This window comes from Halomonas sp. 5021 (assembly GCF_036663435.1).
GTDB lineage: Bacteria > Pseudomonadota > Gammaproteobacteria > Pseudomonadales > Halomonadaceae > Vreelandella > Vreelandella janggokensis.
Genome location: NZ_JAXOVU010000002.1, coordinates 581,658 through 600,856, shown reverse-complemented (window position 1 = coordinate 600,856; position 19,199 = coordinate 581,658). Strand labels below are relative to the sequence as shown.

The 19,199-nt window shown below is 57.9% G+C and carries 13 protein-coding genes; 7 read left to right on the top strand and 6 right to left on the bottom strand.

The window, feature by feature from the left end:
• The first annotated feature begins 75 nt into the window (after positions 1–75).
• Entirely contained in the window at positions 76–1,590 is a 1,515-nt protein-coding gene (gene betC / locus R3F64_RS06435) for a choline-sulfatase (protein WP_332610504.1), read from the top strand.
• Positions 1,591–1,727: 137 nt separating this feature from the next.
• Here the strand turns inward: betC and R3F64_RS06430 are convergent, their stop codons facing one another.
• Both R3F64_RS06430 and R3F64_RS06425 read right to left on the bottom strand, forming a co-directional pair.
• Complete coding sequence (locus tag R3F64_RS06430; protein ID WP_332610502.1) at positions 1,728–3,329, bottom strand: BCCT family transporter; 1,602 nt, start codon at positions 3,327–3,329, stop codon at positions 1,728–1,730.
• 174 nt (positions 3,330–3,503) lie between these two features.
• Positions 3,504–5,147 carry a SulP family inorganic anion transporter gene (locus R3F64_RS06425; protein WP_332610500.1) on the bottom strand — a complete coding sequence of 548 codons (1,644 nt, stop codon included), beginning with the start codon at positions 5,145–5,147 and terminating at the stop codon, positions 3,504–3,506.
• A 490-nt stretch (positions 5,148–5,637) separates the two neighbouring features.
• Between R3F64_RS06425 and R3F64_RS06420 the strand changes: the two genes are divergently transcribed.
• Positions 5,638–6,771, top strand: a complete 1,134-nt coding sequence (locus tag R3F64_RS06420) for a TauD/TfdA family dioxygenase (protein WP_199284075.1) — start codon at positions 5,638–5,640, stop codon at positions 6,769–6,771.
• Between the two features lies 1 nt (position 6,772).
• Positions 6,773–7,357, top strand: a complete 585-nt coding sequence (locus R3F64_RS06415) for an HD domain-containing protein (protein WP_085919770.1) — start codon at positions 6,773–6,775, stop codon at positions 7,355–7,357.
• Positions 7,358–7,443: 86 nt separating this feature from the next.
• Here the strand turns inward: R3F64_RS06415 and R3F64_RS06410 are convergent, their stop codons facing one another.
• Positions 7,444–8,343 (bottom strand): LysR substrate-binding domain-containing protein, encoded by a 900-nt coding sequence (locus R3F64_RS06410; RefSeq protein ID WP_139839385.1) that lies wholly within the window; start codon positions 8,341–8,343, stop codon positions 7,444–7,446.
• Between the two features lie 383 nt (positions 8,344–8,726).
• On the opposite strand from R3F64_RS06410, the gene R3F64_RS06405 reads away from it, so the two are divergent.
• The 4 genes from R3F64_RS06405 (at position 8,727) to R3F64_RS06390 (ending at position 12,727) form a co-directional block, all read left to right on the top strand.
• Entirely contained in the window at positions 8,727–9,704 is a 978-nt protein-coding gene (locus R3F64_RS06405; RefSeq protein WP_332610494.1) for a LysR family transcriptional regulator, read from the top strand.
• Between the two features lie 192 nt (positions 9,705–9,896).
• Positions 9,897–11,099, top strand: coding sequence for an NAD-dependent formate dehydrogenase (locus R3F64_RS06400; protein ID WP_332610493.1), 1,203 nt, complete (start codon positions 9,897–9,899; stop codon positions 11,097–11,099).
• A 124-nt stretch (positions 11,100–11,223) separates the two neighbouring features.
• A complete protein-coding gene (locus R3F64_RS06395) occupies positions 11,224–12,618 on the top strand; it encodes an L-lactate MFS transporter (RefSeq protein WP_085919766.1) in 1,395 nt (464 codons plus the stop codon).
• Positions 12,599–12,727: an MFS transporter small subunit gene (locus tag R3F64_RS06390; protein WP_332610491.1), complete on the top strand. Its 129-nt coding sequence runs from the start codon at positions 12,599–12,601 to the stop codon at positions 12,725–12,727. Before R3F64_RS06395 ends, R3F64_RS06390 begins: the two co-directional genes overlap by 20 nt.
• 135 nt (positions 12,728–12,862) lie before the next feature.
• Here the strand turns inward: R3F64_RS06390 and R3F64_RS06385 are convergent, their stop codons facing one another.
• From R3F64_RS06385 to R3F64_RS06375, 3 genes are all read right to left on the bottom strand, one after another.
• Positions 12,863–14,542, bottom strand: a complete 1,680-nt coding sequence (locus R3F64_RS06385) for a methyl-accepting chemotaxis protein (protein ID WP_332610489.1) — start codon at positions 14,540–14,542, stop codon at positions 12,863–12,865.
• Between the two features lie 404 nt (positions 14,543–14,946).
• Positions 14,947–17,994: an efflux RND transporter permease subunit gene (locus tag R3F64_RS06380; RefSeq protein ID WP_332610488.1), complete on the bottom strand. Its 3,048-nt coding sequence runs from the start codon at positions 17,992–17,994 to the stop codon at positions 14,947–14,949.
• A 1-nt stretch (position 17,995) separates the two neighbouring features.
• A complete protein-coding gene (locus R3F64_RS06375; RefSeq protein ID WP_332610487.1) occupies positions 17,996–19,090 on the bottom strand; it encodes an efflux RND transporter periplasmic adaptor subunit in 1,095 nt (364 codons plus the stop codon).
• Positions 19,091–19,199 lie beyond the last annotated feature (109 nt).

The following is a 19,199-nucleotide window of genomic DNA, read 5'->3' as shown; positions in this document are numbered from 1 at the left end:
GTCATTGTACGGGGATAGAAGTTGCGCTTATACGCAGCTTCGAACGCCAACCATACTCGCCAGGGAGATTCCCATATGACAAAGCCTAATGTATTGGTGCTAATGGCCGACCAGCTCAACGGCACACTCTTTAAGGATGGCCCCGCCGACTTTTTGCATGCGCCCAACCTCAAGAAACTGGCCAAGCGCTCGGTCAACTTCAACAATGCCTATACGCCAAGCTACCTGTGTGCACCGGGGCGAGCCGCCTTCATGTCGAGCCAGCTGCCAAGCCGCACCGGGGTGTACGACAACGCGGCGGAGTTTCCCTCAAGCGTGCCGACCTGGGCGCACCATTTGCGCCGCGCCGGTTATTCCACCTGCTTGTCAGGCAAGATGCACTTCGTCGGCCCGGACCAGCTCCATGGCTTCGAGAAACGCCTGACCACGGATGTCTACCCGGCTGATTTCGGCTGGACACCTGACTACACCAGGCCAGGTGAGCGTATCGACTGGTGGTACCACAACCTGGGGTCGGTGACAGGCGCTGGCGTTGCCGAAATTTCCAATCAGATGGAATACGACGACGAAGTCGCGTTCCACGCCGAGCAGAAGCTGTACGACCTGTCGCGCGGTCATGACGAGCGTCCTTGGGCGCTGTGCGTCAGCTTTACTCATCCGCACGACCCCTATGTGGCGCGTCGCCAATACTGGGATTTATATAACGACTGCGAGTATCTAGAGCCCCAGCAAGGGCCCGTACCCTTCGATGAGCTGGATCCGCACTCCCAGCGGATTTTCGAAGCCAACGACTATACCAAGTTCAATATCCAGCCCCAGGACGTGCGCAATGCTCGCCAGGGCTATTTCGCCAACATCTCCTATATCGATGACAAGATCGGCGGCGTTCTCGACGTACTCGAACGCACCCGCATGCTCGACAACACGATTATCGTGGTCTGCGCCGACCACGGCGATATGCTGGGCGAGAAGGGCCTGTGGTTCAAGATGAGTCCCTATGAAGGCTCTTCGCGGGTACCGCTGATGCTGTCTGCACCGGGGATCGAACCGCGCAATGTCGAGGATCCGGTATCGATCATCGATATCAATACCACCATCGCCGACCTGGTCGGCATCGATCTGTCTTCTATCGCCCCCTATACCGATGGCCAGTCGCTACTTCCCTTGACCCGAGGCGAGAAGCGCGACGCGCCGGTATACATGGAATACGCCGCCGAGGCCAGCTACTCGCCGATCGTGACCATCCGCGAGGGCAAATTGAAGTTCAACTATTGCGAGATCGATCCACCGCAACTATTCGACCTTGAGACCGACCCGCTGGAGCAGCACAACCTGGCGGCGCATCCCGACTACGCTGAGGTAGTGGCCGACTATCAGGCCAAGGTGCACGAGCGCTGGGACATGAAAGCCTTCGATACCGACGTGCGCGCCTCCCAGGCGCAGCGCCTGATCGTCTACGAGGCCCTGCGCAATGGCCACTACTATCCGTGGGACTATCAGCCGCTTCAGGACGCTTCCGAGCGTTACATGCGTAACCACATGGATCTCAACGAAGTCGAAGAAGCCCAGCGTTATCCCCGTGGCGAATAAGGCCATGGCGAATCACCTCGCCTGAGCCGACTCGGCAAGCAACATAAACGCCCGTACCTTAGGTACGGGCGTTTTTTCTTGTGAGGATGGTAAAAGCCCCTCTACCGGACGTCTTGTCCGGCAAAGGGAAGATCACGTCAACTTGCGTGGCGCATACGGCGCAGCTCGCCGTTCAGGGCGCGGATGATGGCGTAGCACATCAGCAGCATCAAGATGGAAAAGGGGATGGCCGTCGCCGTGACACCCGCCTGAAGCGCCGATAATCCGCCACCGATCAACAATACAATGGCAATCAGCCCCTCCACCGTCGCCCAGAACATGCGTTGAGGCCGCGGTGCTTCGATCTTGCCGCCAGCGGTGATGGTATCGATCACCAGAGAGCCGGAATCCGATGACGTCACGAAGAAGGTCAGCGCCAGGATGATCCCAAGGGTCGACATCAAGCCCGTCAGTGGTAGCTCATTGAGCATGCCGAACAGGGCCAATTCGGGACGGTAGCTATCGATCACGTACTCCTTGACCAGACTGGCGGCGGGATTGGTATAGAGCTGATCCAGCGCGATGCTGCCGAATACCCCCATCCAGATAAAGATAAAAAGACTCGGCACGATCAGCACGCACAGCAAGAATTCACGCACAGTACGCCCTTTGGACACCCGCGCGACGAACATGCCGACAAAAGGCGCCCAGCTGACCCACCAAGCCCAGTAAAAGACCGACCAGGCTTGGCGATAGGCGTCATCGTCACGACCAAAGGGTGCCGATAGCGGAATGAATTCCGTCACATAATGGCTGATTCCTGTCCACATGCCGCTGATCGCCATCAGGGTCGGGCCGGCGAACAGCACGAAGAGGAAGAACAACACGGATGCCCCCATATTGATCTCGGAGAGTCGCTTGACGCCCCCCTCGAGGCCGCGCCATACCGACACCAGCGCCACCGCGGTGACCAGGGCAATGATAATGACCTGGGTCGTGGTATTGATGGCCATGCTGAAGACGAAATTCAGTCCCGCGTTGGCCTGCTGGGCGCCCAAGCCCAGTGCCGTGGCCAAGCCGAACAAGGTGGAAAACACCGCCAGGATATCGATCCCGTGACCCCACCAGCCCCATACGCGATCCCCCAGGATGGGAAAGAAGATCGAGCGAATAGAAAACGGCAGTTCCTTGTTATAGCTGAAGAGTGCCAGGGCGAGCGCCATCACCGCGTAGACGGCCCAGCCGTGCAGCCCCCAGTGTAGAAAGGTCCCCGCCAACCCCATGGCCGAGGCTTCGTCAACCGCGGCCAGATTCAGCGCACCGTCGGCGCCGAAGGGTGAAGGGGTGCCTAAGGGCGACGACACATTCGCATGATAAACCGGTTCCAGCACGCTGAAGAACAGCAAGGCGATCCCGATACCCGCGGTAAACAACAGTGCGAACCAAGACAGGTAACTGTGTTCCGGCCGGGCATCCGGCCCACCCAGTCTCACCTTGCCATGGGGAAGCACGATCAGCACCAGGCAGAAGAGAACGAAGAAATCCACCAGGATCATGAAGTACCAGTCCAGCGTGCGCGTCGAGAAGCTGACGATGGATTGGAAAAGCTCTCCTGCCTGCGCCGGAAACATCAGGGTCAGCACGATGAAAATCAACGAGGCGAGGGCGGATAGGACAAAGACACGGTTGTGAATGTCAAAGCCGATGGGCCCCACACTGCCCTTGATGTTGTCCTGCCCGACAACATAATCCGTCTGCATGTCGCTATCGTCGTACGTCGACGAAGCCCGTTTATTTAAGAAGCCCATAGGGTCTATCTCCTTATTGTAGTGATCGAGTTGTCGCTACTCTCTTATGGTCATTAAAGACCGCCTTGCGAAGTGAAATGACGTATTGCTCGAAACGTTGTCATCAGAAAAACCCGACCACGTCTCTCACAAGGTAATGGCCACAAATGGCCCGCTCGGTTGCGCGTCGCCGACCAGCCCCACGCGTTGTAGGCGGGCGACGACACTGGGCTTGATCCAGGCCAGGTGCAGCTTGCCGCCCCGGGCATGGCAAAGGCGCGCCTGGCGCTGTAGAAGATGAATGCCGTTGAGGTCGATGAAATTGATGCCCGCCGCCAGGATGACAAGATCGGGCTGTTCGCAACGCTCCAGCCTGCGGGCTATCGAGTCGCAAGCACCGAAAAACAGGGAACCGTCGATCCTGACAACATCGCAGTACTGCGCTTCCACGACTTGCTGAATCGTCAACGGCGCCTGGGACAGGTCGCTCTCCACCACCGGTGGCCGAGTGGTGCGGCGCAAATAAAGTATCAACGAGGCCAGCACGCCCAGGTAGATCGCGAACTCCAGCGCCACGATCAGCGTGCTTAAAAAGGTAATCAGCAATACCGTGGCTTCCGAGCGGCTTAGCGTCAGTGACTCGCGGATACTTTTCCAGTCGACCAGCTTGAAGGCGATCAATAGCAGTTGCCCCGCAATGGCCGGCATCGGCATGTATTTCAGTAATGGAGAGGCCACCAGCAGAATAGGCACCAGAAACAGCGCCGAGAACAGGGCGGCCAGGGGTGAACAGGCGCCTGCGCTGGCGTTGAGCCCAGAACGCGTCAGTGATCCTGAAGAGATAAAACCGGAGAAGAAAGCCCCGCCCAGGTTAGATAGCCCCTGGCCGATGAACTCCTGATTATTGTCGAGCCGTTGACCCGTTCGCGATGCGATGGCCCGGGCGATGGCAATCGACTGCACCAGCCCAAGCAGGCCCAACGCGATGGCGCCTGGCGTCAGCAAACGCAGGTTTTCCAGGGAAAGGTCGGGGGTTGATAGCGGAGGCAGCCCGGCCTGGACAGACGTGACGCGCTGGACGATCTCACGGCTTGGATCCAGCCAGGCGGCCAGTAGCGTGGCCGCCACAATCGCCACGATCATCCCCGGCCAGCGTGGCAGCCAGCGCTGAAATACCAAGCAGATGACAACGGTAAACACCGTGATGAAAAGTGCCGTGGGCTCTATCGCCTCGAAGCGAGCAATCAACTGAGGCCAGATAGCAAGAAAGTTGCCGCTTTCGATTTGCGCCAGCCCCAGCGCATGGGGTAACTGGCTGGCGGCAATGATCAGCGCGGCCCCTGCCGTAAATCCGGTGATGACGGAATGCGACACCAACTCGACCAGCGCGCCCAAGCGCGCCAGGCCTAACAGCAACTGAAAGAGACCCGCCAGGAACGTCAGTGTCATCGCCAGCGTAATGAACTCGCTGGAGCCTGCGTCGGCAAAAGGCTGCAGGGTGGAAAAGAGCGCGATCGACAGGGCAGCCACCGGCCCGCTGACCATCTGTCGGGACGAACCGAACAGCGCCGCCAGTATGACCGGCACAATGGCCGCATAAAGGCCGTACTCCGGGGGAAGACCGGCCAGTAGTGCATAGGCAACGCCTTGGGGGAGCACCAGTACCGCGCCGGTCAATCCCGCGATGGCATCGATGCGCAGTGAACGCGTCGTTTGCTGTGGCAGCCATTGTAGAAACGGCAAACCGTGCCAGCCGACTGTTGACCGGTTCCTACGGGGTGGCGACGTCATTTTGGTATCTCCGGGAGACGTTTCGCGGCACGCGCACGTCGCACAAGAGATTTCCGTTCACTGGGGTCATGGACGTCATGCGAGCCGCCCTGCCTCTCGGCGAGACAACGGTGACGTAGGGAAACGTCAGTTGTCTTGAAAGGCACGCCAGGAGACTGGCTTATCCCTATTGGGGGTGCTGTCATGGGGAAACCTCACTGGCGCGGATTGCCAGCGTTGAAACAGTTCATCGGGTCGACGTAAGTCTCTGTACGATGACGTGCTTGTCGCCAACAGACCAACGATTTATTCGGCACCTGAGCCCAAGCACACATTGGCCTCCGGGTCCCTTCACCACTCCGTTCTTCAAGACCTATCGAATTATCCCGGGCGGGTATAAAAAAAATGCATGGAATGGCATAAGAGAAAGACGCTACTCGCTTGGTTGCTCAATCGCTATGTTCCCCGTCATAGCAAACGAGCTAATCGCAACCCATCGAGGAGGACCGCCATGCCCAACCGCCATGCACTTATCGTCCATGAACAGCCCCCCTCCATTGTCATTGACGAAGGAGATCACTCTCAGGAAATCAGCCCACTGTGGCTACGTGAGCGAACACGCGCGCCTGATCAGTTAGAGTCAATGACACAGCAACGCCTATTCGACTCCCATGCCATCGATTCGGCGCTGACACTCGAGAGTGCAGTCCTGGTCGACGAGCATCACGTTGTTTTGGCGTTTAGCGATGGCCACAAGGAGACCTATGATCTTCGCGTACTCGCCGATGAGCTGGACGAAACCAGCCACTTCCCTTTCGCCGAGCCTTGGGACGCGAGCCTCAATCAAGACCGGCTTCGTTTTGACTGGCCCCGAACGCTAGACGATCCAGCCTACTTCCAGGCGTCACTGGACGCCTACTTGCGGTACGGCTACATCATCCTTCAAGGCGTGCCGACAGACCCGGAGCAAATCCTCCAGGTCGGCAGCCACTTCGGCTACGTCAAGGAAACCAATTTTGGCCGTTATTTCGAGGTCTACTCCCGCCCGACCGGCAACGACCTGGCTTATCGTAGCGTCGCACTGGGGCCGCATACCGATAATCCCTACCGCAGCCCGGTGCCGGGTATTCAACTGCTGCACTGCCTGGTTAACGAAACCACGGGGGGGCTGTCTACGCTCGCCGACAGCCTGAAGGTGCTCGAGCAATTGCGCGCGGAAAACCCCGAGGGTTACGCGCTGCTCAAGCGTACCCCGGTGCGCTTTCGCTTCATTGATGCCGGTACTGAGCTGGTCACCCATCGCACCATGATCCAGACCAACGACGACGGCCATCCCACCGGCGTTCACTACAGTCCTCGCCTGGATGCCCTGCCGCTACTCTCCGATGCCCAGACACGGCTCTTTCATCGGGCGCGTCAACGCCTCGGTGAACTGTTGACGGATCCCGCCTACGAAGTGCGTTTTCCCCTCGCCGCTGGCGATTTGATGATGTTCGACAACAGCCGAGTTCTGCACGGGCGAACGAGTTACAACACCGACGAGGGCCATCGCCATGTACAGGGGTGCTATCTCGACACCGATGGTCCGCGCGAACGCTTCGCAAGCCTGATGAAACAGCAAGGTTTAATGGGAAAGGTGGCTTAACATGGAACAGGTTCAGTTTCGGCAAATGAAAGACGGCACTCGCGAGGAATACGTCTTCCTCGAACAGCTTGAAGACGAGTTCAACCAAGGCTTGGTCGACCGCATCCTGCAGGCATTGCGTCATCTCGAGCTCGGTTTGAGCGGCTATCAGGTAACACGCCTGGAGCATTCGCTCCAGACAGCCGCCCGTGCCGAGGCAGACGGCGCCGATAAGGATATGATCATTGGCGCCCTGCTACACGATCTTGGCGACGAACTCGCGCCCTATAATCACTCGCAGTTGGCCGCGTCGATCATCCGCCCCTACGTCCGCGCCGAGGTCACCTGGATCGTGCACCACCATGGCCTCTTCCAGAAAGTCTACTACGCCCATCACTTCGGCGAAGATCCCAACGAGCGTGACCGCTACCGGGATCATCCCTGGTACCAGAGCTGCGTGGACTTCTGCGAGCGCTATGATCAGGCGGCCTTCGACCCTGACTACCCCACGCCTCCGCTTGAGCACTTCGAACCCATGTTGCGCAGCGTGTTTTCACGCACACCCTTCGATCCCGCCGTTATTGGGGAAGAGCATCCGTTGGCGTAATGATGACGCTCGCCACTGGCGTGGCGTGGCATTCACCCTTTCTCCTGAGCAGACGGGAGAACGCAATAGCCGGTCGGGCAGACCGGCTAACCGATGGCTTTGATGAGCCAATCGCTGACCGGCGCAATGACGGCACTGCGATGATGCTTGACGCTGAGCCAGTAGCCATAATCATCACGGGTCACACACGGGGAGAGCGCCACCAGTTGACCGCTTGCCAGATACTCCTTGACGAGAGGTGACCAACCCAGTGCCACGCCCTGGTGTGCGAGAGCCGCATTCAGCAACAGGGCATAATTATGGTAGGCAAAGACCTCGTCTCTTGGCGTCGTCAGGCCCATCCCCGCATGCTGACACCACTGTGCCCAATCGAGCCAGCGGGGATCTTTGATATCCTGGTGCAATAGCGCCAGACGGGAAAGCTGCGCTGTCGTCAGCGTTCCCGTCAAACCCTGCGAATGCGCGTAGTCAGGGCTGCATACGGGGAACACCGCTTCTTTGGCCAGCAACACCGCCTCTTCCTGGGGTATATAAGGGCCAAAACGGATCGCTATATCTGCCGCTTGCAGTTCAGGGTCGTCAGCACGATCAACCGTCACCAGCTTGAAGGTTAACGTCGGGAACGCCTGTTTGAGCGCTGGCAGCAATGGTAACAAACACAGGTGGGTAAACCCCGCACCCGCCGCGATTGAAACACAGGGCGCGGGCCGTGCTCCCTGGTGGATGACTCTTTCGCAGGCTTCACGAATCGCCTTGAGGTTGGGGGCCATCTCCCGATAGAAACTTTCTCCCAGAGGGGTAAGCACCAGGCGGCCGCCTTGACGATCAAACAGGGGCAATCCAAGCGTCTCTTCTAACGCGCGAATACGCTGCGAGATCGTCGGCTGGGTCGCGCGCTCCTCGTCGGCGGCTGCCGTCATCGAACCCAGCCGTGCCGTGGCCTCGAAGGCAATTAGCGACTTCATTGAAGGGGGTGGGTAGCACACCAGTGAGGCCTCCGTGTTTTAAGCTTCCGTCATCAGCCCAGCATTTAGCGTATTAATGGAGTCTGAGGAAGGCACTTTAGCAGACGGTAGGCGCATGGCCTCGACTTTTAGTCCGACGACTTCCTCTTGATCAACGCCCTATAAAACGCCACTGCCCCACAGAGTGAGGGCGGTGGCGTTTTGCGTGCGGACAAAAGGCCTGATATGCCCACCCGTATCAGTAACGATTATCATCTGCTATTGATGGCACCAGCGACTCTTCTTATGATACTTAAATCGTGCTCTCCGAACCTGTCTGGAGCTCTATCTGCGATCCACTCATCACTCATCCCCGTTCACCCGCGTTTGGCCAAAGCTCGTCGCTACATTCGAAGACGATAAGCATGACAATCGATCAGGGGCTTTGGTGGAATGACATCGCCCTTACTGCGAGGTTGATCATGTTACAAATGCGTTATCTGACCTATCTGGACGCGCTCGCCAGGGAAAGACACTTTGCACGAGCCGCCAACGTCTGTCATGTGACTCAACCCACCTTGTCCGCCGGCATCAAGCAGTTGGAAGATACCTTTGGTGTCTTGATCGTGGAACGAGGCCAGCGCTATCAACAACTCACCGCCGAAGGCGAGCAGGTGCTCGCCTGGGCGCGGCGCATGCTAGCTGACTACGATAGTCTGGTACAAAGCCTCCACGACTCGCGTACCCAGCTCGAAGGCCAGCTTCGTCTGGGCGTCATTCCGACGGCGCTACCCATTGTCCGCTGCCTATCCACGCAATTCGTCGAGCACTATCCGCACGCTAGCCTGTCCATTCAGTCCTGCACCTCCGATGCCATCCAGCAGGGCATCGATGATTTCGGCTTCGATGCGGGCATCACCTACCTCGATAACGAGCCGTTAAACCGCGTTCGTCGCTATCCTCTTTACCGGGAACGCTATTTTCTCGTCGGCCCACCCGCCGTCAAGCTGACCCATACCGACAGCATCGACTGGCAGGCAGCCGCGAGCTATCGACTGTGCCTGCTCACCCAGGACATGCAGAACCGTCGCATCCTCGATGCGCGTTTCGACGAAGTGGGCGTCAAACCGGCGCACCGCATGGAAACCGACTCCCTTACCACTTTGCTATCGCATGTTCGCTATGGCGGTTGGTACAGCATCCTGCCAGGTGCCAGCCTCTCCCTGCTCACTGGCGGTAGCCCATTGAGCATCGTTCCGTTACCCACCCTGATAACGGATCCGCTGATCGGGCTGATCGCCTCCGCACGGGATCCACTCCCCCCCGTGACCCATGCCTTGTTCAGCCTGGCTGGCGAACGGGACTGGCAACAGGAAGTAGAACCGCCCACCTTGACGACATGACGGCTACCCATCGCTTACTTTGATAAACGTTGTCGATCACCTCATCGAAACGTTCACTTTGCTGGAACCCGCTCGCTCTACAAGAGTGAAAAGAGCCAGCCCTCGCCCCTGCTGTTCACCATCGACACAATCAGAGCGACTGGCAATAACCCATTCAGCAACGGTCGCCCGACGACCGGGAGGCAATCCATCATGGCCAAGATTCTCTGCGTGCTTTACGACGATCCCGTAGACGGCTATCCGCAGTCCTACCCACGTGACGATCTACCCCGAATGGAGCATTATCCCGACGGCCAGCGACTGCCAACCCCCAAGGACATCGGGTTTCGCCCCGGGGAGTTGTTGGGCAGCGTTTCCGGTGAGCTAGGACTACGGCAGTTCCTGGAAAGTCAAGGCCACACGCTGGTCGTGACATCGGACAAGGATGGCCCGGACTCGACCTTCGAGCGCGAACTACCGGACAGCGATGTGGTGATTTCCCAACCCTTCTGGCCCGCCTACCTGACGGCAGACCGCATCGCCAAGGCACCTAACCTCAAACTGGCGATCACCGCCGGTATCGGTTCCGACCACGTCGATCTGGAAGCCGCTGCCGAGCATAGACTCACGGTCGCCGAAGTGACGTATTCCAACAGCATCAGCGTCTCGGAACATGCCGTGATGCAGATCCTGGCCTTGGTTCGCAACTATCTGCCTTCCTACCAGTGGGTCCTCGACCAGGGGTGGCATATCGCCGACTGCTCACAGCGCGCTTATGACCTGGAAGCCATGCAATGTGGCGTTGTGGCGGCAGGACGCATTGGCCTGGCAGTATTACGGCGACTGGCGCCTTTCGATGTTCACCTGCACTACACAGACCGCCACCGGCTGCCGACAGAAATCGAAGAGGAGCTCAACCTTACCTACCACCCGGACGTGGAATCGCTGGTTCAGGTGTGTGACGTGGTGAGTATTCATTGCCCGCTGCATCCGGAAACCGAGCACATGTTCAATGACACCCTGCTCGGCAAGATGAAGCGGGGCGCCTATCTCATCAACACGGCGCGCGGCAAGATTTGCGACCGGGAGGCCATCGTGCGTGCGCTTGAGTCCGGACAGCTTGCCGGCTATGCCGGTGACGTCTGGTTTCCTCAGCCAGCGCCCAAGGATCACCCATGGCGCACCATGCCTCATCATGGCATGACGCCCCACACCTCCGGCACCACCTTATCCGCACAGGCACGCTATGCCGCAGGGACGCGGGAAATTCTCGAATGCTGGCTGGAAGATCGACCCATCCGCGACGAGTATCTGATCGTCGATCAGGGCGGACTGGCCGGCGCCGGCGCCCATGCCTACAGCACGGGTAACACTACGGGCGGCGCCGACGAAGCCACTAAGTTTGGGGCAACTTGAACGCCGCACCGTCGAGTCGTCTTATCAACACAACCACCCAGCGGGATTACCTTGAGTCACCTTAAACGGACTCAAGCCGTTGGGTCGGTTCGTCGGATCTCTGACCCTGCCGGAGAGAACAACAATGACACCGCTACTCAGCAAGGAACGAATCATCGCCCGTCCCGGCTTCAACCGCTGGATGGTGCCCCCTGCCGCCTTATGTATTCACCTCTGTATTGGGCAGGTGTATGCGTTCAGCGTCTTCAACCTCCCCATGACACGCCTGCTTGGTGTCAACGAGCAGACACCCGCCGACTGGAAACTCACCGAACTGGGGTGGATCTTCAGTCTGGCGATCGTCTTCCTGGGCCTCGCCGCCGCCCTGACCGGCCGCTGGCTTGAGCGCGTCGGTCCCCGCAAAGCCATGTTCCTGGCCGCCTTCTGCTTCGGTGGTGGCTTGATGATATCCGCCATTGGCGTCTGGGCTCACTGGCTATGGCTCATCTACCTCGGCTACGGCGTGATTGGCGGCATCGGTATCGGGATAGGCTATATCTCGCCCGTCTCGACCTTGATCAAATGGTTTCCCGATCGCCCAGGCATGGCCACAGGTATGGCGATCATGGGATTCGGGGGAGGTGCCATGATCGGGGCGCCACTGGCAACCGACCTCATGGATCATTTCGCCAGTGCACAATCAGCCGGGGTTGGGGCCACCTTCCTTACCATGGGGATCATCTATTTCTGCTTCATGTGCCTAGGTGCCCTGATCGTGCGGCTACCTCCCGAGGGATGGCAACCAGAAGGCTACACGCCCGCTGAAACCTCCAGCAAATTGATCACGACGGCGAACGTCGATGTTGACCAGTCGTTGAAGACACCCCAGTTCTATCTTGTGTGGCTGGTGCTTTTCCTGAACGTCAGCGCGGGTATCGGGGTTCTGGGGCAAGCATCGGCGATGTCACAGGAAATGATGCCCGGAAAGATCGAAGCTGCTGCGGCAGCCGGTTTTGTGGGGCTGCTAAGCGTGTTCAACATGGCAGGCCGATTTTTCTGGGCGTCCATGTCCGACTATCTGGGACGCAAACATACGTACACGATCTTCTTCGTACTCGGCATGGGGCTCTATGCGGCGGTTCCGCCTGTCGCCTCGCTGGGCAACGTCTTCCTGTACGTGCTGTGCTACTGCATCATCATCAGCATGTATGGCGGTGGTTTTGCCACCGTTCCGGCATATCTCAAGGATTTGTTTGGCACCATGCACGTCGGGGCGATTCACGGACGACTGTTGACGGCCTGGTCCGCAGCAGGGGTGATGGGGCCGGTATTGGTCAACTATCTCCGAGAGATGCAGATTGAAGCGGGCGTGGCAAAGGCCCAGGCCTACACCATGACCATGTACATCATGGTCGCGCTGCTGTTGATAGGCCTGATCTGCAACTTGAAGATTCGTGCCGTGCATAGCAGACACCACCTGGCAGACCGGACAGACGAAGGACAAGATAGGAGTTTTGACCATGCAACAGACAACACATGAGGATACGACCCCCACCTGGCAACTAGGCCTAGTCTGGGTGCTCGTGCTGATTCCGCTGGGCTGGGGATTGGCGCAGACGCTCGGCAAGGCAGCGCCACTGTTCTTCTAGCGCTGCCCACAACCTGCCCCGTCCATAAAGGAAGAGTCGCCTCGCACCTTTGTGAGGATGGGCGCACTACAAAAACGCCGCCCCTGGAGGGCGGCGTTCCTGCCTCTAACAATGAGTCGTCACAGGCGCTTGACCTTAAAACTCTTCCCAGTCTTGATCGGCGGCTTCCCCGGCCTTTGTCTGCTGACTACCCCGTGCGGCGGGCTGCCTGAGTGCCGGTTGCGTTTGGGGCGCGGCGAGCGGGGCATGCTGAGTGCGGCTTTCCCCTTCCGCCAGACGAAAGGCCGAAACGACACTTTCCAGCTTGGCCGCCTGATCTTCCAACGAGCTTGCCGCCGATGAAGCTTCTTGAACCAGCGCGGCGTTCTGCTGGGTGACTTCGTCCATCTGGCTAACCGCCTGGTTCACCTGCTCAATACCTGAACTCTGCTCCTGAGAAGCGGCCGATATTTCATCCATGATATCGGTCACGCGGCGCACCGACGACACCACCTCGCGCATAGTTTCCCCGGCGCTTTCGACTAATACCGAACCTTCTTTCACCTGGGTTGATGACGCCTCGATCAATGCCTTGATCTCTTTGGCAGCGTCAGCACTACGGCTGGCCAGGTTACGTACTTCGCTTGCCACGACCGCAAAGCCGCGACCCTGCTCACCCGCGCGTGCTGCCTCCACCGACGCATTAAGCGCCAGAATATTGGTCTGGAAGGCAATAGAGTCGATAACACTGATAATATCCGTGACTTTCTTGGAGCTGTCCGAGATGCCGTGCATGGTGGTAATGACTCGCTCTACCACCTCGCCGCCACTGCTTGCCGTGGTAGACGCATCTTGCGCTAACTGGGTCGCATGACGAGCGTTATCGGCGTTCTGTTTCACCGTTGTCGTTAGCTGTTCCATACTTGCTGCGGTCTCTTGCAGCGATGCCGCCTGCTGCTCGGTACGCGAGGACAAATCGGCGTTGCCGCTGGCAATTTCCCGCGCGCCAATATGAATCGAACCGCTGCTATTGCGCACCTCGGTGACTGTTTTAACCAGGTTGCTCTGCATATGCTGCATGGCACTAAACAGCTTGCCAATTTCATTGCGGCCGCGTGAATCAACTTTTCCGGAAAGATCATTTTGGGCAATGCGCTCGAAGTGCCCTACCGCCTCATTGAGGGGGTTCACAATTGCCCTCACCATGGCGATGCGCACGAACAGCACTATCAAGGCTGCCAATATCAACACGGCGATGTCGATATAGCCAATCAACTGCATGTCACGTTCGAAATTTTCAACCATTTGATTGCGGCTCTCAGCCAAATGATCATTATATACGGTAGCTGACTCGACAAACTGCTGGTTAAGATCGCTGGACACTTCCCTTACCCTCCGAAACTCAGCGTCATCGCCTTCTTCCAGCGAGGCTTCCAGCGGCGTCAGCCCCTCTTCTACCAAACTATAAAAATTAGAACTCACTGTTTCAGCAAGTTCTGAATCTACTCCGTAAGATTCAAATTCTGAAAAATACGCCAGTGCCTCTTGCTTCATCTCCCTTGCACTATCCAGATAATTACGGGCCGCGCGCGCTTCACCTTCATAGGCTGAAACATAACTATTCACATAGGAAAGCTGCGCGTTGGCAACTGATAGTTGGCTTTGCTTAATAGCCACCGTTTGATCCGCCTCGCTCTCGACTTCATTGATCGACGTGCTACCTTCCTCGCCTGCCCGATGGCCAAGTAAAGCGATAATGATAATTAATATTGTAAAAATGGCGAGAACGAGGGTTAACCCTATTTTGACGGAAACGTTGTTTAGTAAACGGTTCATGGTGCGGTATTTCTCCAAGGCATATATTAGCTATAGATGCCATATATCTTAGCTGGAGACATACCAGCAGTTTTAAGTTATGGAACATCAGTTAGCTTAGGTGTGGATTATTTTTATCGGCCCGAAAAACACCTACTTTATATTAAGACAAAAAATAATTTTAATTATCATGCTAGCTCTTCATATAATAACAAAGAAGGTTTTAAAGCAACTAATCAATAAAATACTAATTAATCTAAGTTATCGACTTTTCTCTTTTACTATGAAACGACACGAAGAATTGCAACGATAAAACGCTTACGGATATCCAGCAGGCGTGATCAGAGGTATTGAGGCTTGGCAGGTAAATCACACCACCTCGGTTGGGTTAGCCAAGGCGGTGTGATGAAACAGGTGTCCAGGGGTTATGAATCCGCATGGATCTTGATGCGGTACAGTACACAGTAGACCACCGGCAACACCACCAGGGTCAGCAAGGTGGCGACGCCCAGGCCGCCGATCAGCGCGACCGCCATACTGGCAAAGAAGGCGTCGCTGATCAGCGGGATCATGCCCAGCATGGTGGTCAGCGCGGCCATGGCGACAGGCCTGACACGGCTGATGGCGGCGCGTACCACTGCATGGTAGCGGTCCTGGTGTAACGGTAGCTGTACGTTGATTTCCTCTACCAGCACGATGGCGTTCTTGATCACCATGCCGATCAAGCTCAGCGTGCCGAGCAGCGCCATGAACGAGAACGGCAAGCCAGTGAGCAGCAGCGCGCCCACCACGCCGATAATCGTCAGCGGCACCAGCGACCAGATGGCCAGCGGCTGGCGGAAATTGTTGAACAGCACCACGGTGATGATAAACATCATCACCAGCCCCAACGGCAGTGAGGAGAACAGCCCGCTCTGGGCTTCGCCTGCGGTTTCATACTCGCCGCCCCACTCCAGTCGGTAGCCTGGCGGCAGCTCCAGGTCTTCCACCTCGGGACGAACCTCGGCCAGTACGCTGGCGGCGGTCACGCCGCTTAACGGGTCCGGCTCGCCATATACCGCCAGCATGCGTTCGCGGTTGCGACGCTTGATCAGCGGGTCCGCCACCTGGGTCCTGATATCGCTGATCACCTGGTCGGCGGTGATATAACGCCCCTGCTCTTCGCTCCACACATTGAGCGAGCCGAGGTTGTCCACGTCGTGGCGCTGGCTGGGGATCGCCCGCGCCACCATGGGGATCAGGTCACTACCGTCGCGATAAATACCCACCTGGCTGCCGCTGGTGCTCAATGCGAGCGTGGCGGCCAGGTCTTCGCGGGTCACGCCCAGTCTGCGCGCGGTGTCTTCCATAAATACCGGTTCGATGGCCTGAACGCGATTACCCCAGCTGGTCCGCACACTGGTCATATGCGGCGTATCGCGGAACATGGCCTCAACCTGATCACCCAGCTGACGCAACACTTCCGGGTCGCTGCCGTAAAAGCGCGCCTCCAGCTTGGCTTTTGGCGCGGGGCCGACTTCCAGCGGGGCGATTTTATAGTCGATATCACCATGGTGGCGCTTCAGCACTTCCTCAACATCGGCCATCCGTTCACGCTGGGTGGCTTTATCGTCGGTTTCGACAATCAGCTGCGCGTAGCTCGAGTAGCGGTCTTCCGGCGAGTAGGTGAGCGTAAAACGCTGTGCACCGCCGCCCACGGTGGTGGTCAGATGGCGAATGCCGTCCATCGCCATCACGCTGTCTTCCAGCTCGCTGACGCGCCGCTGGGTTTCGAGGATATCCGTGCCTTCCGGCGTGCGGTAATCGACAAAGAAGATTGGCGTATTGGACGCCGGAAAGAAGGCGTTTTTCACCGAACCAAAGCCGACCACCGCCCCGGCCAGTATCGCCACCACCAACACCAGCGTGACCCAGCGAAACCGAATGCCGGTGATAATCACCCGGCTGAAAACGCGATACACAATGCCTTTATAGGGGTCCTCCTGGCCATCGCCGGGCGCCACATTGCGAAAGAACAGCTTGAAGTAAAAAGGGGTCAGCGTCAGTGCGGTAATCCAGCTGAGCAGCAGCGAGTAGAGCAGAACGAAAAACAGCGAGCCGATGAACTCGCCGGTGGTATCCGGCGACAGGCCAATCGGGGCAAAGGCGGCAATGGCGATGAGCGTGGCGGCCAGCAACGGCCAGGCGTTCTGGCGGATCACCTGATGGGCCGAATCACGGATGGTATGGCCGCGTTTCAACCCCACCAGCATGCCCTCGGTGACCACGATGGCATTATCCACCAGCATACCCAGGGCGATGATCAGCGCGCCCAGCGATATCTTTTCCAGTTGCAACCCATGGAAGCGCATCAGCATGAAGGTGCCGATAATGGTGATCAGCAGGATGAACCCCATCAGCAGGCCGCTGCGCCATCCCATAAACAGCATCAGCACCACGATGACGATGGCCACCGCCTGGATCAGGCTGACCAAAAAGCCCGATACGGCTTCATCGACCACCTGGGGCTGGTCGTAAACCACGTTGAGCTCCATTCCCAGCGGCGTGCGGGCCTGAAGTTCATCCAGACGCTGCTGCAGTCGCTCTCCCACCTCGACCACGTTTACACCGCTTTCAAAGGAGACGCCCAGCGACATCGCCGGCCGACCCATATCGCGGTAAAGCTGCTGGGGCTGCTCCGCCAGTTCACGCGATATGTCAGCGATATCGCTGAGCCGTACCAGTTCGCCATCGCCCTCGCTGACGATAAGCGCGCGCAGGTCATCGATATTTGCCGCGCTGCCAGTGGGGGTAATACGGAAGCGGCGTCCATCCTGTTCGAGATGCCCCGAGTCGGCGACCGCATTCTGCGTGTCGAGCAACTGTTGCAGGCGGGTTAACGGAATATTGAGCGCGCGTAGTTTCTCACGGTCGACCTCGATAAAAATGCGCTCTTCGTGCTCGCCGCCGAGCGATACCTTTTCAACCCCGTCGACCAGCGCCAACTCACGCTTGAGAAAATCGGCATGGTCAGCAAGGTCGGGCATGCTATAGCCTTCGCCGGTCAGGTTGACCATAAAGCCAAATACATCGCCAAAATCGTCGTTCACTCGAGACTGGCTGGCTCCCGGCGGTAACGCTGCCTGGGCGTCCTGAACGTTACGACGCAGCGAATCCCAAAGTTGCTCCAGCTCTTCGTTCTGTACCGTGCTTTCAAGCTCGACGGTAATCTGCGAGAGGCCGTCGGAACTTACCGAGCTGATACGCTTGATCGACGACATCCCCTGGATCGACTCTTCCAGCGTCGAAGTGACTTCCTGCTCTACTTCTTCAGGGGTCGCGCCGGGATATTGGGTGGTGATCAACGCATTGCGGATGGTGAACTCGGGGAACTCGAGCTGCCCCATACCTAAAAACGCAAGCGCGCCGCCGGCGAGCAGTACTACGGTCATCAAATAGCTGGCGGCCCGGTGGCGTAAAAAATAATCAACCATGTTATAGCCCCCGCTCTTTTTCCCACGGGGTCACCTGGATGTCCGCGTGCAAGCGATGTGCACCGGCGGCCACAATCCGGTCACCCGCGGACAAATCGCCGCTGACCTCAAGTCCTTTGGAGGTCAGGCGGCCGACATCGACAGGCACTGCCTCAACGCTTTGTGGTTCGATAAAGCGCCATACCTGGGCCTGATCAGGATTATCGCCTGCATAACTCACGGCTTCGGCAGGCAAGTACCACAGTGGCGCCGAAGGTTCAGACGATAGATCGCTCAAATCCAGGCGCACGGTGGCACTCATGCCATCCAGAAGCGTAATGTCATCCGGCTGGGGCAGCGTCAGCGTGACTTCGTACGCCAGACTCTGCGCGCTGGCTTGAGTGGTATAGGAAGCTAGCTGGGCAAGGTAAAGGTTATCGCTGTTACCAAAGCTCACTTCATAGGCTAACGCATCACCAAAGGGAATGCCGTTGCTGCGCGGCATGCGCTGGACAATCTGCTCGGGCAGGTGAAAGACCACGTCCAGTTGCCCCGGCTGCTGAATGACGGCGACTGTTTCCTGCACCTGGACAATCTGCCGGTTATCCACCGGCACCTGGGCAATCACACCATCGTAGGGCGCACGCAACTGGGTATGCTCGACCTGCTCTTCAGCCTGTTCAAAGGTGGCGCGGGCCGCCCGCCACTCGCTCTCTGCCTCATCAAACCGAGACTGGCTAACCGCGCCACGCTCCAGGGTATAACGCATGCGTTCCAGGTTTGCCTTGGCAAGCTCCAGGCGTGAGCGGGCGCTATCCAGCTCGCTTTGCGCATTACGGTTATCAATACGCGCAATGACCTCGCCTTCCGACACCTTTTGACCGGGACTTACGTTGAGCTCAATCAGTTCGCCTGCCATGCGAAACGAGAGGTTACTGCGCGTGGTGGCTTCAACGCGTGCCGGAAACTGCCTAAGCGCCGTGGCATTCGCCGCTTCCAGCGTTACCAATTTCACTGGCCTGGGCGCCTCGTTTGACTGCGCCTCAGGCTGATCACAACCCACCAGCACGAGCAAGACCATCATAACCGGCAGCAAGCGAAGAAAAGTAACGGGCACGATAAGCTCCTTGATGACGATCAAACGCCGCATTCCCAATGAACAGACAGTGGTATACACTTCACTGACATTCATGAATGTCAGTGAAGTGTATACTAATCACTCGCTG